This is a genomic window from Rothia similimucilaginosa (assembly GCF_029850985.2).
Taxonomy (GTDB): domain Bacteria; phylum Actinomycetota; class Actinomycetes; order Actinomycetales; family Micrococcaceae; genus Rothia.
This window is the reverse complement of the sequence record NZ_CM138149.1, coordinates 636,391-652,177: the sequence shown is the minus strand read 5'-3', so window position 1 is coordinate 652,177 and position 15,787 is coordinate 636,391. Positions and strand designations below refer to the sequence as shown.

At 59.0% G+C, this 15,787-nt stretch carries 9 protein-coding genes and 1 tRNA gene; 3 read left to right on the top strand and 7 right to left on the bottom strand.

Going from position 1 to position 15,787, the window contains the following annotated elements; all coding sequences use genetic code 11:
* The first annotated feature begins 62 nt into the window (after positions 1–62).
* Entirely contained in the window at positions 63–827 is a 765-nt protein-coding gene (locus QFX07_RS02785) for a PspA/IM30 family protein (protein ID WP_279755083.1), read from the top strand.
* 105 nt (positions 828–932) lie between these two features.
* Here the strand turns inward: QFX07_RS02785 and QFX07_RS02780 are convergent, their stop codons facing one another.
* From QFX07_RS02780 to QFX07_RS02760, 5 genes are all read right to left on the bottom strand, one after another.
* Complete coding sequence (locus QFX07_RS02780; protein WP_279755082.1) at positions 933–3,467, bottom strand: S-layer homology domain-containing protein; 2,535 nt, start codon at positions 3,465–3,467, stop codon at positions 933–935.
* A 333-nt stretch (positions 3,468–3,800) separates the two neighbouring features.
* On the bottom strand, positions 3,801–4,133 hold the full coding sequence (locus QFX07_RS02775; protein WP_279742125.1) for a hypothetical protein: 333 nt from the start codon (positions 4,131–4,133) through the stop codon (positions 3,801–3,803).
* Positions 4,134–4,617: 484 nt separating this feature from the next.
* Positions 4,618–4,691, bottom strand: a tRNA-Met gene (locus QFX07_RS02770).
* A 249-nt stretch (positions 4,692–4,940) separates the two neighbouring features.
* Positions 4,941–8,060, bottom strand: coding sequence for a UPF0182 family membrane protein (locus QFX07_RS02765; protein WP_279755081.1), 3,120 nt, complete (start codon positions 8,058–8,060; stop codon positions 4,941–4,943).
* Between the two features lie 239 nt (positions 8,061–8,299).
* Positions 8,300–9,523 (bottom strand): YlbL family protein, encoded by a 1,224-nt coding sequence (locus tag QFX07_RS02760; RefSeq protein WP_279755080.1) that lies wholly within the window; start codon positions 9,521–9,523, stop codon positions 8,300–8,302.
* A gap of 298 nt (positions 9,524–9,821) precedes the next feature.
* Here QFX07_RS02760 and QFX07_RS02755 point away from each other — a divergent pair, with 298 nt between their 5' ends.
* Entirely contained in the window at positions 9,822–11,285 is a 1,464-nt protein-coding gene (locus tag QFX07_RS02755) for a zinc-dependent metalloprotease (protein ID WP_279755079.1), read from the top strand.
* Positions 11,286–11,467: 182 nt separating this feature from the next.
* Here the strand turns inward: QFX07_RS02755 and QFX07_RS02750 are convergent, their stop codons facing one another.
* Together QFX07_RS02750 and QFX07_RS02745 are read right to left on the bottom strand one after the other, a co-directional pair.
* Positions 11,468–12,106, bottom strand: coding sequence for a M48 metallopeptidase family protein (locus tag QFX07_RS02750; RefSeq protein ID WP_279742129.1), 639 nt, complete (start codon positions 12,104–12,106; stop codon positions 11,468–11,470).
* Positions 12,090–14,009: an ATP-dependent helicase gene (locus tag QFX07_RS02745; protein ID WP_279742130.1), complete on the bottom strand. Its 1,920-nt coding sequence runs from the start codon at positions 14,007–14,009 to the stop codon at positions 12,090–12,092. The genes QFX07_RS02750 and QFX07_RS02745 overlap by 17 nt, the downstream gene beginning before the upstream one ends.
* A gap of 334 nt (positions 14,010–14,343) precedes the next feature.
* On the opposite strand from QFX07_RS02745, the gene QFX07_RS02740 reads away from it, so the two are divergent.
* On the top strand, positions 14,344–15,345 hold the full coding sequence (locus QFX07_RS02740; RefSeq protein ID WP_279755078.1) for a phosphotransferase: 1,002 nt from the start codon (positions 14,344–14,346) through the stop codon (positions 15,343–15,345).
* Positions 15,346–15,787 lie beyond the last annotated feature (442 nt).

Here is a 15,787-nt window from a genome sequence, read left to right as displayed (position 1 = left end):
CGGGCACGGCTCACGAGGAGCGTAGTGCTCCCCCGCAGCCCGTGAACAGAAAGTAGGAGATTATGGCTAAGCAGACCATCTTCGGCCGTATTGCACAGCTCGCTAAGGCAAACATCAACTCTCTGATTGATGCAGCTGAGGACCCGGAGAAGATGCTGGACCAGATGGTTCGTGACTACACCAACAACATCCGCGAGGCGGAGGCTGCAGTAGCACAGACCATCGGCAACCTGCGTCTGCTCGAGAAGGATCACGCAGAGGACGTCAAGGCTGCTCAGGAATGGGGCACCAAGGCTCTGGCAGCTTCTAACAAGGCTGATGAATTCCGCGCAGCTGGCGACGTTGCCAATGCTGACAAGTTCGACAACCTCGCTAAGATCGCTCTGAACAAGCAGTTGCTCGCTGAGAAGGCTGCACAGGCTGTTGAGCCCCAGCTGGCTTCCCAGACTCAGGTCGTCAACCAGCTCAAGGACGGCCTGGAGAAGATGCGCTCCAAGCTTGAAGAGGTCAAGTACAAGCGTGATGAGCTTACTGCACGTCAGAAGACTGCAGCAGCTCAGGCTCAGGTGAACGACGCTCTTAAGGCATTCGATGTCCTGGACCCGACCAGCGAGATGAGCCGCTTCGAAGAGAAGGTTCGCCGCGAAGAGGCACGCGTCATCGGTCAGCAGGAACTGGCAGCTTCCTCCCTGGACGCACAGTTCAACACCCTGGACCAGATGGAGCGCGAGACCGAGCTGGACGCTCGCCTGGCCACTCTGAAGGCTAAGAACGCTCCAGCAGCTCCGGCTCCCCTGGCTGTGGAATCCCCCACCCAGACTCTCTAAGCCTGGTCTAGCGCATAGCTTCTTAGGCTAAACCTATAAAGATCCGCCCCGCTCCTGAACTCATCAGGAACGGGGCGGATCTTTATGCGTTAAGGGGTGCGAGCTTTAGTTCGCGTAGATGTACAGGTAGCCTGCCATAGCGTCACGGGTGACCGCAGCATTAGAGGTGGAACCGGTACCGATACCGTTGGAGGCAGCCCACGCCAGAGCCTGGGAGGCATAGCCGCCCTGGTCCTGTGCCGGGGAACCAGCTGCACGGTACATGAACTCAGCCATGGTGGACTCGGTGACGGCCTCCAGGGGGCGGAAGTCGCTACCGCTGATGCCCTGCTGGCTCAGCCAGAAAATCTCCTTGTATGCGGGGTGGTTGACCGGGACGTCGCTGAACGGCGAAACAGCCGGTACGTTCACTGCGGGGCGACCAGCCACGCGGTACAGGTAGGTTGCCAGCTGTGCACGGTTGACCGATGCGTTCGGGCGGAAGGTACCGTCCGCGAAGCCGATCATGATGCGGTGATCAGAGTGCCAGCTAATCTCGTTGTAGTTCGGGTTCGAATCGGACAGGTCGCTGTAGCCCAGTGCGGGGGTCTTACCCGCGAAGTCCAGGGAGGACGCTAGGATGTGCGGCAGATCGTAGTCGTGGTGGCTGAAGCCGTCAATCAGCTTCACACGGGCGTCGGAGAAGCCTGCGCCAAGGTATGCGTTGTAGCCGGACTCGACTGCGCCTCGTGCGCTCCAGGTGACGGGGTTGGTGTTACCGGAGGTGTCGTTCGCGCCAACCCACCAGTACATGGGCAGACCCTTGGTGGTTGCGTCAGCGTCGATGGAGCCGTCCGAGTCTCCACCTGCGACCATGATGGAGCCGCCACCGTTACGCCATGCGGTGTTGTGGTCGGTCAGCTCATAGGTGATGAACTCAGCGCCACCAGAATAGCCCATGGTCCACACCTGGGAAGCGTCCAGGTTGTTCTGGCTGATGAAGGACTTCGCGAAGGATCGGAAGAACTCACCGTTGGTGTTCATGTCTTCCCACCAGGTGATGCCGTCGCCGGATGCATTGGTGTCCGGGGAGATGACCGGCACGAAGACCATGTTGCGGGTGTTAGCGATCTTGCCCATTGCCGCGAGCATGCCCTCGTCGGGGGTGTAGACCTTGGACTCGTTACGCTGCCAGTAGTCACCATCGAAGTAGAAGACCACGCCAACAGGCTTGGAGTAGTCTAGGTTGTTCGCGTACACGTGGTACTGGGAAGTAGTACCTGCCGGGGAGGTGTAGCTCTGGTAGGTTGCGGAGCGCATGGTGCGGGCGCGCTGAGTGCTCTGTTGCTTCTGTTCGGTCTTCTGCTCGACCTTAGGGGCGGCGGTTTCCGTACCCTTGGTGAGCGAATTGCTCAGAATCTGCGAGAAGTTGTAGTCGAAGTGACCCGAGCCGTTCAAAACGGTCGCGGAAACGTTGGTGTAGCCGGCGTTGCGGTAGGCGTTGTAGCCGCCCTTAACCGCGCCTCGTGCGCTCCAAGTCTGCGGGTAGGTCTCGCCGGTACCGTCATTCGCATTGGCGTACCAGTACATGGGCTGGGACTTCAGCGCATCCGAGGGGGTGCCCTCGTCCAGGCCACCGCCGGCGACCATGATGGAGCCGCCGCCGTTACGCCAGGTCTGGGGTTTGGTGTTCAGTTCGTAGGTGATGAACTCAGCGCCGCCAGAGTAGCCCATGGTCCACACGTTGGAGGAGTCCACACCGTTAGCCGCGATGAAGGAGGATGCGAAGGCACGGAAGAACTCACCGTTACGATCCATGTCTTCCCACCAGGTCACGCCAGCATCGTAACGGTTGGTGTCCGGGGAGATGACGGGCACGAACAGCATGTTCTGTGCCGCTGCGGATGCAGCCATCTGAGCCAGCTCGCCGGAGGGGTCGTAGACCTTGGACTGATCGTTGCGCCAGTAGTCGCCGTCGAAGTAGAAGACCACGCCAACGGGCTTGGAGAAGTCCACGCCCTCAGCGTAGACGTGGTACTGCGAGGTGGTACCAGCCGGGGAGGTGTATGACAGGAAAGTCTGGTTGGTGCGGGTTGCCGCCACACCGGATGCTGCCTGAGTAGCCTGTGCGCTCTGCGCGGGCTGAGCGGTGGGGGTTGTAGCATTCTGGGTAGCTGCGGGGGTCTGGGCAATCTGTGCCAGGGTGGGCTGAGCGGTGGGGGTTGCAGCATTCTGGGTAGCTGCGGGGATCTGGGCAATCTGTGCCAGGGTGGGCTGAGCGGAAGGCTGAGCCGCCTGGGTAGCCTGAACAGCCTGTGCAGACTGGAAGGTAGCCGAGGGGGTCGCCTGCTGTGCTGCCTGAGTTGCCTGAGCAGTGTAGGTTTGCTGGATGGGCTGAACCGCGGTCGTTGCGGGAATCTGTTGAGTCTGCTTTGCCTGTTCTGCCTGCTGGCGGATCTGCACAGAAACCTGCGAGAGGGTGGGCTGCACAGTGGAGGTGAACAGGGGCTTGGGAGCGGTGGTTGCGGTAGCTGCGCCGGGGATGTCCTGAACAACGGGTGCGAATGCGGAAGCGGGTGCTACCAGGGTGCTACCGAGTACGGAGGGTACGGCGATAGCTGCCAGGGAGCCAGCCTTAACGGTACGGGGGCGAAGTGCCATGGGGTTGTCCTCATTGTTAATGTTTCTGGGGCGCAAAGGCCCGTAAGTGGTTGAGTGATAGATGGTCTATAGGTGAGACGTCCTATGGGCGGTCGGCCTGCGGATGTGACGCTACCCGGAACGCTTCCATCAACCAGCCCGTACGTGTTGCGGGGGTGTCTGATGTGATGGAGGGCGCGGGGCCAATCCGGAGAACTGCGCGGTGAACCGCGGTGACCATGTACTCAAAGCTACCAGGTCAAAAAGCCTTTTCCAGCGGTTTTTTGGGGCTATTTTTGGGTATCGAACAAAATTAGATCTTAACTAGAGTTTTTCTTCAACTTCTAGCCGAACTTAAGCCACCCTCAAGTAGAGGTTGAATGGGCTGTTTTTCCTTGATTTTCCGGGGTTTTTGAATGTTTCTTGAACAATTTTCAAAAACCCTATAATTAACTCGAATGTTTCACCTGTGACTACAATCACTTTCATAGTGAATTGTTGCACTCGAAGCCCATTTTTTGCCAAAAACCCCGGAATTCCGGGATAAAACGGGTGATTTCCAAGCCAGGAATATAGGCAACTTTCGCATATTCCACTTTGAGAATGCACTTTGAGGCAAAAATATCCCCTCACCACTCCCTCACTCAGGTATCCTTTTGGACCCCTTATCACGTTCTTGAGCCCCACCCCAGAACCCCCTTCAGAGCCCCTTTTTGAGGGACCCAAAAGCAACACCTCAAGAAGGCATAACCGCTGGCCAATAACTGCCCAAAAGCAGCTCTGCCCCACCCTATGAGCACACCCGCCTAAGCCTCGATAGAGACACTGAGGAACACCTCGAAAGACACATCGGGAGACATTCAGAGGACCAGCCCAAGGTGCTTTCAAAGCAGTTCTCTAAGGAAGTTTCGAGAGGCTCGAAGATCCACGTTAAGCACCTCTGAAGGGTCAGCAGGCAAGTCCCCGCCAACTTCTCCGAAGCGCCCTCATAAAGGGCAGGTCAACCTCGACAAGGCTCAGAAGATCCCCTCCACGGATTACAGAAGGCATGAGATAAAGAGAGCCGCCCAACAGGCGACAGGCAGGCGGCAAAAGAAGATAGGCAGGCGAGAGCACAGGTTTTGGTGAATAAAAAAACTCCCGATAGCTAAAAGCTATCGGGAGTTATCCGTTGCGGGGACAGGATTTGAACCTGCGACCTCCGGGTTATGAGCCCGGCGAGCTACCGAACTGCTCCACCCCGCGGCGACTCATATAACTATACAGACCCAGAACCGGTCACGCAAGCCAAAATCATTATTTGTAACCAAGCACACAAAAACGGGGTGGAAGCCATTGCTTCCACCCCGTTCCATCAGAGACCGCTAGAGGTAGCCAGTAGGAGCCGTACCCAGTGCAGGCTCCGGTTCTAGGTCGAGGACGCTAGACCCAGAAACCCAAGCGCCTAGTGGGTGTACTCCCCCACTACCCCAGCACCTTGTACTTCACAGCACCTTAACGAGAAGCCAAAGCGCTGGCGCTGGGCTTCGCGCTTGCAGGGGCGCTTGCAGAAGCCGCAGCACTTGGAGTCGTAGAGGTACTGGGAGCTGCCGATGCAGAAGCCTTAGCGGAAGCTGTACTCTGCGCCTCCTCAGCCTCCAGAGCCTTCTTCACGGCTGCTTCCAGACGCTTCTGAGCCTCACCATAGGCTGCCCAGTCACCCTTCTTCATTGCCGCATCAGCATCGGTCATCGCCTTCGAGGCATCCGTCAGAGCCTGCTTCAGCTCCGAAGACTGCGAAACAGACGAAGCCCCGGTCGAAGCGCCCGAAGAACCAGAAGCCGAGGGGCTAGCCGACGATGAACCGTCCAGCTTCACACCCGAAGAGCCATCAAACACCTGGTTCAGCGCCTCCTCCAGAGTCGGTGCGAAACCGACCTTGTCGCCGAAGCTTACCAATACACGCTGCAGACGCGGGTACTTAGCGTCACCGCTCGACTGCACATACACCGGCTGAACGTACAGCATGCCACCGCCCACCGGCAAAGTCAGCATATTGCCGTTAATAACCTCAGACGAACCGCGGCGCAGAAGGTTCAACTGGTTCGACACCTCAGCATCAGAGTTAAAAATGTTCTGAGCCTGACCCGGACCGGGAACCACCGAAGAACGTGGCAGCTCCAGCAGACGCAGCTTACCGTAATCGGGGCTACGCTCGCCGTCCTTACCGGTACCAGCATCACCATTAGCGGCAAGGAAGCCGTACATCACGTTACGAGAGTTCGAATCGCTCTGCTGAGGAATGAACGTAGTCGTCAACGAGAAGTGCGCACGAGAATCCCCAGGCATCTGCAGGGACAGGTAGTAGGGCGAAATCGGCTGGTTACGATCATTGGTCGGGTCGTTCGGAATCGACCAGACATCATCACCGGCGTAGAAGCTATTGGCGTTCGTCACGTGGTACTTGTTCAGCATGGTGCGCTGAATATTGAACATGTCAGTCGGGTAACGCACGTGGCTCATCAGCGAAGCGTTCATCTCACGGTAGCTCTTCACCGTGCCAGGGAAAACACCCTGCCACGCCTTCAGCACCGGGTCCTGCTCATCCCATGCATACAGGGTCACCGAACCGTCATACGCGTCCACGGTAGCCTTCACCGAGTTACGGATGTAGTTCACCGAGTTAGAACGCTGAGTACCCGCAGCAGTTGCTGCATCTTGGGAACTACCCTGCGCGTAGGGGAACTGATCGCTCGTGGTGTAAGCATCTACTATCCACTGCACGCGGTTATTCACAATCGCCGGATACGGCTTAGAATCGACGCTCAGGTACGGCGCCACCTTACGCACACGATCGAGCGGATTGCGTTCGTACAGAATCTGCGAACCCTCACGCACCGCATCCGAAAGCAGAATGTCAGAGGACTGGAACTTAATCGCGTAGGACAGGCGAGCCAGCAGCGAATCAACGCGCGGACCACCATAACCGGCGAAAGTGTACTTCGCATCGGAGGCGTTAGTTTCCTCAGCAGAGAGCGGACGGTCCAGCTCCAGGGTATCGCCCTTACCGCCCACAATCGAATACTCTGGTGAACTCATGCCAAAGTAAATACGAGGCTCGTAGTCCTCGCTCAGAGCACCGGTCGCCTTAATGCCGGACTGCAAGAACTTCGGGTTACCCGCAGAATCCACCTGGTTACCGTACGCGGCGATCACACCGTAACCGTGGGTGTACACCACGTGGCGGTTATACCAAGAATCGCCACTCGTCTGCGCCGGGTTCAGCTCACGAGCCGCCAACACCGTATCCTGCGTGGTGTTACCCACCGAATAGCGGTCCACCGCCAGCTGCGAATCAAAACGGTAGTACGGACGGAACTGCTGCATCTGAGCAAACGCCGAGGACACAACATTCGGATCCAACAGACGAATATTCGCAATGGTCGCGCTCGAAGAGCTCAACGCACCGGCACGGGTATCAATCGTCGCGTCATACGGGGTGGCCTCAATCTTATCCAGACCGTACGCGTAACGGGTCGCATCAATATTGCGCTGAATGAACTTCGCCTGAGCACCCTGCTCATTCGGAACCACCTGGAACCGCTGAACGATCCACGGGTATAGGCCGCCAGCAACCACAGCAACAATTACCAGCATCGCGGTGCTAATCAGTGGCAAACGCCAACGATTCATCGAAGCCGCCACCACAAACATGAGCGCCACCAGCAGAGCAGAAATCGCCAAAATAGCGTTCACCGGGATTGACGAGTTCACGTCCGTGTACATTGCACCAGCCCAGCGGCCCACCTGCTGCTGAGTCGACGAATAACGATCCAGCCAGAAACTCACCGCACGAGTCAGCAAGAACGCAGCCACCACAATCGCAGCGTGACGACGGAACGCCACGGTAGTGCTCATACCGCCCGGCTGCACCTTAATACCACCGTAGAAGTAGTGCATGAACAGGCCCGCGAGCGCCGATAGCACCACAGCGGAGGTCACCAGAGTCACCACCATGCGGAAGAACGGCAACGCAAACAGGAAGAACCCGTAATCCAGGCCGAACTCGGGGTCAGTCTTACCGAAGGACTGCTGGTTGAAGAACAGCGCGACGGTGCTCCACTGAGTCATCGTCGCCGAAGCAATGAACAGACCCAGCAGTAGCGGAACCGCAATCAGCAGAACCTTACGCGCCTTATCCACGCTCTCATGATAGCGGCGCATGCTCTCTTCAGCACGCTGCTGACCAAATACGTCACGCAGCATCTGCTCGGCAGCATCCGTGCCGCTGGTCGGTACGCTCTGATTCGGGTTCGGCGTCGCCTGCGGCTTCTTCTCGGGGTCCGGAGCCACATCAGCATGACGGACCGCGTAGGACATCGAAGTCCACAGCGGCACAGAAACCACCAGGGCAGCCACAACAAATACAGCTGCCTTCAACAAAATCTGGGTAGTGAACACGGTGCTATAACCCAGCTGGTCAAACCACAGCCAGTCCGTGTACACCTGGGACGCACCCACAAACGCAGCAATGAGCACCGCCACCACAGCAATCGTTGCCTTCAGGGGGCTACGGCGCTTGGGGGCAGGATTCGTCGGCTTGGGATGCGCGGTGTTATTGGTCGATTCAGACACAATTCCTCGCTCATCATATGTTCAGAGAAAATAACTGCCTTTAAGTATCTCAGAGGTACAGCAGAAGGGCAGAAACTCGTAGAAGCTCGGGGCGAAATATGACCGGGTTAAGAGATTTTGAGGGGCGAAATAATGAGGTGAGGACAGAGAAAAGGACGCAGAACAGCCCCGGTACCGTAAAGTACCGGGGCTGACTTCTACGTTATACGGGTTAGAACCTCTCGGAGATAAACGTTACGTTAGGAGCCGCAACGGGGCAGGGAATCATCCGGTGTACCGGACTTAATCGCCTCCACCGTCTTCACCGCCTCATCCAGGGTCGACACCGGAATCACAGTCATCGTGCCGCTCACCTGACCGGCGTGATAGTAGTTGAACAGGTCGGGGTCCTGCGCCTGCATCTTCACAATCGAATCGCAGTTCTCCTTCGGCGCCAAGAAATAACGCGCACCGTAACGGCCCGTCGCCAGGATCTTATACTTAATGCCGCCAATTGCGCCGACCTTACCGTCAGCATCAATCGTGCCAGTACCCGAAATGTAGCTGCGGTATGGGTCGCCTCCGGCGTCCTCATCGGCGAGCAGAGTACCCTCACTCAGTTTATCGACCGTACCCAGCGCGAGCATCAGACCCGCGCTCGGACCGCCCACACCGTCCAGGTTGTACTGCACGTGCGCCGGCAGGTCATAGCTCTGCTTCAAGCCAGCACCCAGAATCCAGCGGCTATTGTCACTGGAACGAACCGGGGTCAGCTTAAACGTCTGCTGCGTGCCGTCACGTTCCACGGTCACGTCAATCGGCGAACCGTTCGAGGCGTTTACCGCCTTCGGAACATCGGTGAGGGTCTCAATTTGCTTCTCCCCCACCTTCACGATGCGGTCATCAGCCTTCAGCGCGCTCGCGGCCGGGGAACCCTCCACCGTGGAAAGCACCTGAACCTTCTCATTCACTGCCATCTTCAGCTCGCGCATCGCCGCGACCTTCGCCTGAGTCTGCGAATCAGCCATCTGCGCGCCGGTCGCCGCCGTTGCCTGTTCATGGCTCACGTGCGGGTACAGGGCATCGGTCGGCACCACGAGACTACGGTTACCGTCAAACGCCAACCAGCTGTAGAAAGCCTCCGCGCCGGACAGCTCCGTGTACGGGCCACCCGAAACCGACACCGTGGTCATGTTCATCTTGCCAAACGTCTTATAGCTGGGAGCGCCAGAAACCTCAATGACATCCTTCTCCTGGTACGTTCCGAGCACGTCAAAGAGCGGGCCGGGGCCCTCCTTCACATAGGAACTGGGCAGAATAAAAGCACCAGCCAGCAGGGCGCACGTTGCCACAGCGCTGACCGAACGCAGGTTCACACGGCGCGGGGCAAAACGCGAAAAACGCTTAGCCGCCTTCTCATCACTCTTCACACTCGCGGAGACGGCGTTCGATTGTTGCTCAGCATCAGGGGTGGACTTAGTCATGGTTTCTACAGTACCGGATAAACCTGCTTTTCAACACGCGGGCGGTCACCGTTACCCCGCTAAAAATAGAGTAACCGGGAGGCGGTCACGCTCTGACCCGCACCACGCTTTGTCAGCACCTGACCGTGACAACGGCACGAAAAAACTCCCAAACCCTGACCCCAAAGACAAGATTGTGAGCCCTTAGCTGATTAACCCGCCTCCACAGCAATGACACGGGAAATTCTCAGCAAAAATCGGTAGGCTGGACAGCGAGCGGGCCAGCTACGCCCACCCCCGGATTACGAAAGGCTTCTACATGTCTGAGAACCCCACCGGCGGCGCCTCCAACGAGCGCGACCCCCTCGAAGAATTCATTAAGAAGATGCAGGAGCAGGGCTTCGACCCCTCCGCGGGGGCAACCGGCCAGGTCGGCAAGGGCACCTCCTCCAACGCGCAGAACCCCTTCAGCGCACTCTTCGGCGAAGGCGGTCAGAACCCCTTCGGCATCAGCATCGACCCTGAAGACCTGAAGAACATGGGCATGGGTTTCGACCCCGCAATGATGCAGAGCATGTTTGCGCAGGTGCAGGCGATGTTCTCCGGCGCGGGCGCATCCGACAGCCCCAGCGGCGTGAACTGGGACAACGTGAAGAACCAGACACGTCAGATGCTCGTCTCCATGGGTGAAGACCCCTCCGTACCCGAAAATCTCAAGCACGCAGTAGAAGACGCGGCGAACCTCGCCGACCTCTGGCTGGATGCGGTGACCACCATTGAGCGCCACAACCACCCGGTGCAGGCATGGTCCAAGGCGGAATGGGTTGAGCATTCCTTCGACTCCTGGCGCGAAATGGTCGAGCCGGTCGCAGCCGAAGTCACCCAGTCCATGGTCATGCCCGGCGCGTCCGAAGACGTACCCGAAGAAATCTCTCAGATCCTTAACAGCGGCTTCTTGAACAACATTGGTTCCGTGATTTTTGGTGCGCAGATGGCGCAGGCACTCGCACAGCTCGCCGGTGAAGTCTACTCCTCCACCGACGTGGGCTTCCCCCTCGCGCCCGGTTCCTCCGCGCTACTACCTAACGGCTACCAGCAGCTCGCCGACAGCATCGAGGTTCCCCCACAGGAGGTCCTACTCTACCTCGCAGTGCGTGAATCTGCGCTCATTCGCCTGCACAAGGCAAACCCCTGGCTGCGTGAAGACCTGGTTCAGCTCGTGGCGCGCTACGCCCGCGGCATTCGCGTGGACATGAACCGCATGCAGGACGCCGCATCCCAGGTGGATATGAGCAATCCCGACGCCGTACAGGAAGCATTCGAAGGCGGCCTGTTCAGCCCCCAGCGCACCGAAGATCAGGAACTAGCGGTGCAACGTCTGGAGAGTCTGCTCGCGCTCATCGAAGGTTGGGTATCCGTCGTAACCGAGGACGCGACCCGCAACCTGCCCAAGGCACCGCAACTGACCGAAATTATGGCGCGCCGCCGCATCGACGGCGGCCCCAGCGAGCAGGTCTTCGAGAACCTGGTCGGCCTGGAACTGCGCCCCCGCCTAGTGCGTGAGGCACAGCAGTTCTGGCGCTGGTACGAAAACGCCCACGGCATTGAGGCGCGCGACGGCCTCTGGGACACCCCGGAGACCCTGCCCACCCCCGCCGAGCTGGAAGACTTCACCGCATACGATGCGCGCATGAACGAAATCAGCCTGGACGACGTAGACTTCGACTCGGAGCTACAGAAGCTACTGGACGGTGGCTTCGGCGACGCGCCCGAAGAAAAGTAACGCTGAGCGCAGTAACATCGCGGGAAACATCGGGATTTTGAGCCGCAAAAAGTAGAGCGGCACAAGTAGCGCGGCGAAAAGTAATTAGCTGACACCTTGAGCGGGGGTGGCTTGTGAATGTACAAGCCACCCCCGCTCAAGTGTTCGGTTGGTTTTTGCTTCGTTGATTTTCGGGAAGCGCTTTAGTCGGCGGTGTTTTCACCCTGCCCATCCCCAACGTGTTCGCCCTCAGCACGCGAGCGCCCCAGCGCGTAGCCCTCCAGGTAGGCTTGTGCCCGCAGCAGCTGCGGGTAGCGCGCCTCCAGAGTACGGAACGCCTCCGAATGATTCGGCTGCAGCAGGTGGCAGAGCTCGTGGTGAATCACCGAATCCAGCGCATACTCGGGTACGCCCTGCAGCTCCGAGGAGATGCGGATCTGCGTGTTCGCGTAGGTTGCCGAACCCCAGCGCTGACGCTGATTGCTTACCCAGCGAATCGACAGTCTCTCCAGCCTGCCCGAGGCAACCAGCTCCGGCAGATGCTTCTGCGCCAGATGCAGGGCACGGGAGCGCAGGTACTCGTCTGTGACCGTCAACTGTGTGGCACGCTCACGGCGGGCGGCACGACGCTGAATGCGCGGCAGCAGGCGGGCGATATGCTCGTCAATCTCTTCGCTCGTGCTGGCGGCGGGAATGAGCAGACGGTAGGCGGGGTTGCCGTGCTCATCCACGCCGTCGCGCTGCATACTGATGGTGCGGGTGCGGCGCGCCGAGCGGACCAGCTCAATCTGCGGGCGGTCCTCGGTGGCGGGCAGAATTTCACGCTTAAAACGCTGAGCCATATTCTCCTCTTCCCTTCGACGAACGGCGAGCCGGTGCCGAGCGAACCTGGCTATACGACGAGCCGGCGCTTTCAGCCCTGCGGCGGCGCTTCGCCGGATCAATATCGTCCAGGAAACGCGAACGCTTCCGCTGACCGCGACCACCCACGGTGCGAGTCATCGTCCAGGTCAGCCACAGATACTTGCGAGCACGCGTAATGCCCACATACAGCAGGCGGCGCTCCTCATCCACCTCATCCGGGGTGGTTGCAAAAGTGATCGGCATGAGGCCCTCGTTCAGGCCACATAGGAACACGGCATCCCATTCCAGGCCCTTAGCCGCGTGCAGAGAGGCGAGGGTTACGCCATTGACCTGCGGTGCATCATTGAATTCGCTGCGATGGTTCAGAGTCGCCACAACCTCGTGCATGGTCAAAGGTAGCGGCTCGGGCACACCCGGGCGCGGGTTTGCGCGATGCTCTTGAAGCTGCTCTTGGCGGTTCTGCGCCATCATGTCCACCATGTGCACGAGTGCGGCTAGGGATTCCCACTTCTGGCGGGTGGCGCCTCCCGAAAGGGGGGCTTCCTCCTTATAGCCGATGCCGCCGAGCACATCGCGGGTGTAACGGGTGACGTCCTCGGTACCGTCGGTGGACTTGGCTGAACCACGCAGGGCAAGCATCGCCTGCTTGACCTCGGGGCGCTCAAAGAAACGCTCCGCGCCGCGCAGCTGGTACGGAATGTGGGCGGTAGCCAGCGCAGATTCAATCGCCGCCGACTGCGCGTTCGTGCGGAACAGCACCGCAATCTCTGAAGGCGGCACACCGTCCTTCTCAATCAGGTCGCGGATATCCTCGGCGATGCCGGCGGCCTCCTGCTCATCGTCCGCGTAGCCGAACCATTCCACGTCCACGCCGGGGCCGCGCTGAGACATCAGCTCCAGCGGCGGCGCCCACGAATGCGGGCTCGAATCCGGATGCGGTCGACGCGCCGCCAACAGACGGTTCGCCAACTCCACCACCTGCGAATGGGAACGGTAGTCGCGGGTCAGCTTCACCGTATGCGCGCCGCGGTACCGGCGCGCAAAATTCAACAGGTAACGGCTGGTCGCGCCGGTAAAAGAGTAAATCGTCTGGGAGGCATCACCCACCACGCAAATATCCTCGCGGCCGCCCAGCCACACATCCAGCAGACGTTGCTGCAGCGGGGACACGTCCTGGTACTCGTCCACCACAAAATGGCGGTACTGGTTACGGACGGTCGCAGCAAGCTTCTCGTCCTCCTCCAGCATGGCGATGGTCAGCAACAGTACGTCCTCAAAGTCGATGAGGTTACGCTCATCCTTCAAATCCTCATACGCCTGGAAAATACGCTGCATATTCTGCGGGGTAATCGCCGAGGGCAGCTGCTTCTCACTCAGACGCTGCATGATGGTGTCCGGGGTCAGCAGCTGAACCTTCGCCCACTCAATCAGCGATGCCAAATCACGCAGCAGGGAACGGTCAGTGCTGATGCGCAGACGGTTCGCCGCCTCCGTAATGAGCGTTGCCTTATTCTGCACGATAGATGGGAAGGTACCGCCCACCACCTGCGGCCAGAAGTACACCAGCTGACGCAGTGCCGCCGAGTGGAAAGTACGTGCCTGCACTCCGTGCGCACCCAGCTGGTGCAGGCGGGTACGCATCTCCTCCGCAGCACGCAGGGTAAAGGTCAGGGCGAGTACGCGCGGGCCCTGGTAGCGACCAATCGCAATACCGTAGGCTATGCGGTGCGTAATCGCGCGGGTCTTACCGGTACCGGCACCGGCGAGCACGCGCATGGGGCCGTCCAGCTCGGTGGCGACCGCACGCTGATCCGGGTCGAGCCCGGCAAGAATGTCGTCTGCGGAGATCATATGCTGAGGCTGCTGAGGTGTGGCGGTCATAATGCTCCATCAGTAAGGCGGGCGGTACGGACAGGCGGTATACGCTCTCGCGGGGCATACGGGTGCGCGAGGCGGTGATAGCCGGTCTTCCATTGTATTCTCCCAGCCTGTGTTCTCCAGACCCACCGCGGCTTCTTAACTGTTGCTTTCGTTCAGGGCGTGAGGAATCAGGGTGTGAGGAACCCGCCTTGGACCCGCACGGTTAGAAGCTCAACGAAATGCGCAGGAATACGCAGATAAGCACGTTTAGGCTTGTCCACAAGTATCTTCACCGCTTGACATAAATATCCCAAAAACTACTAAACGGTACATATTGGTTTGGTAACCTTAACCCGTGACTTTATCTCCCCTTCAGCTAGCAGCCATTGTCTCCGCCGGAGTGCCCGGGATTTACCCTGTCGGCGCCGAACCAGTCCGCGAAGACAGCGACGACTTCGACTCGGCAATCATCGCCGACTCCACCGGTCGCCGCTGGCGAGTGCGCGCTCCACGCCGCCCCGACGCCAGCATGCGTCTTGAAGCTGAACACCTCATCCTGCAGTCGTTCAGCCCCGGCCTTCGCGCCCGACTGCCCTTCGCCGTACCCACCGTCGCCAGCACCGTACCCTACGCGAGTGGCAACGTATTCGTGTACACGCACATCCCCGGCACCATCTACGACGTGGACCAGCTCGCCGAGCTGAGCCGGCGCGAAGTTGCAGCGAACCGCCCTTCCCTGGCATCCATCATCGCCAAAGACATCGCGACCCTGCACGTGATGCCCGAAGACATTATTTACGAAGCCGACCTGCCCTCCTACTCTTCGGAGCAGATCCGTCGGCGTAAGAACGCCGAGCTCGAGCGTGCGGCCGCAACCGGCAAGGTTCCCGCCGATCTGCTCGCACACTGGCGTACCGTGCTCTCCCCCGGACCCCTGTGGCAGTTCCGCCCGCGCGTGGTCCACGGTGACATGGGCGCCGAGAACCTCGTACTGCACGTCACGCCCTCGACGGCACGCATCGTAGAAGTCACCGGCTGGTCCGATGTGCACGTGGGCGACCCCGCGCAGGACTTCGCCTGGCTGTACTCCTGCCAGGACATCGACTTCACCGACGAGGTAATCGAGGTGTACCGCCAGCAGATGCCTCAGCTACCCGACGCCTACCTGGCGCAGCGCGCGAACTTCTACGCGGAGTTTGCAATCGCCCAGTGGCTCACCCATACCGTAGAGATCGGCGACCGCGACGGCGCAACCCACGCAGTGTCCATGCTCCTGGACATTCAGGACGACCTGCGAGCTTCCGGCGAACTGCTCGGTCAGGAGGAGGTCGGCCCGCTGGTCGGTCCCACCGAGTAGCTGTTAGATTGCTGCCCGCTAGGTTATTGCCCGCCAGGGTGCCACCTACCGCATAGGTTTTCGTTTCAGCCCCGCAGTACTGCACTGCGGGGCTGAAGTGTATCTATTGGGTTTATATCCTCTGACCTGTGCCCAGTGAAATCAGTTGTCCTGGGTATCTGTCAAACCGGCAGAATCATGTCTATAAGGGCTAGCGGAGGGGCTTTAGCGGGCTTTTTATCAATATTTTTTATGTGTTTCCCATCACCTTTTGACTGCCAGTTTTGCATTTTTGTACAGGAATGGCTCAAATTAAGGCTGAGACTTAAAGGTGCGGTAAAGATGCTATTCACAATATTTCCTGGGCGCAAATGCACTATAAATCCACATAAACCAACTTTTGATTTCAAGAGTCCACAGAGCCTCAATTTGACCTTGAGCTACGCTCAAAATAGTGCATTTT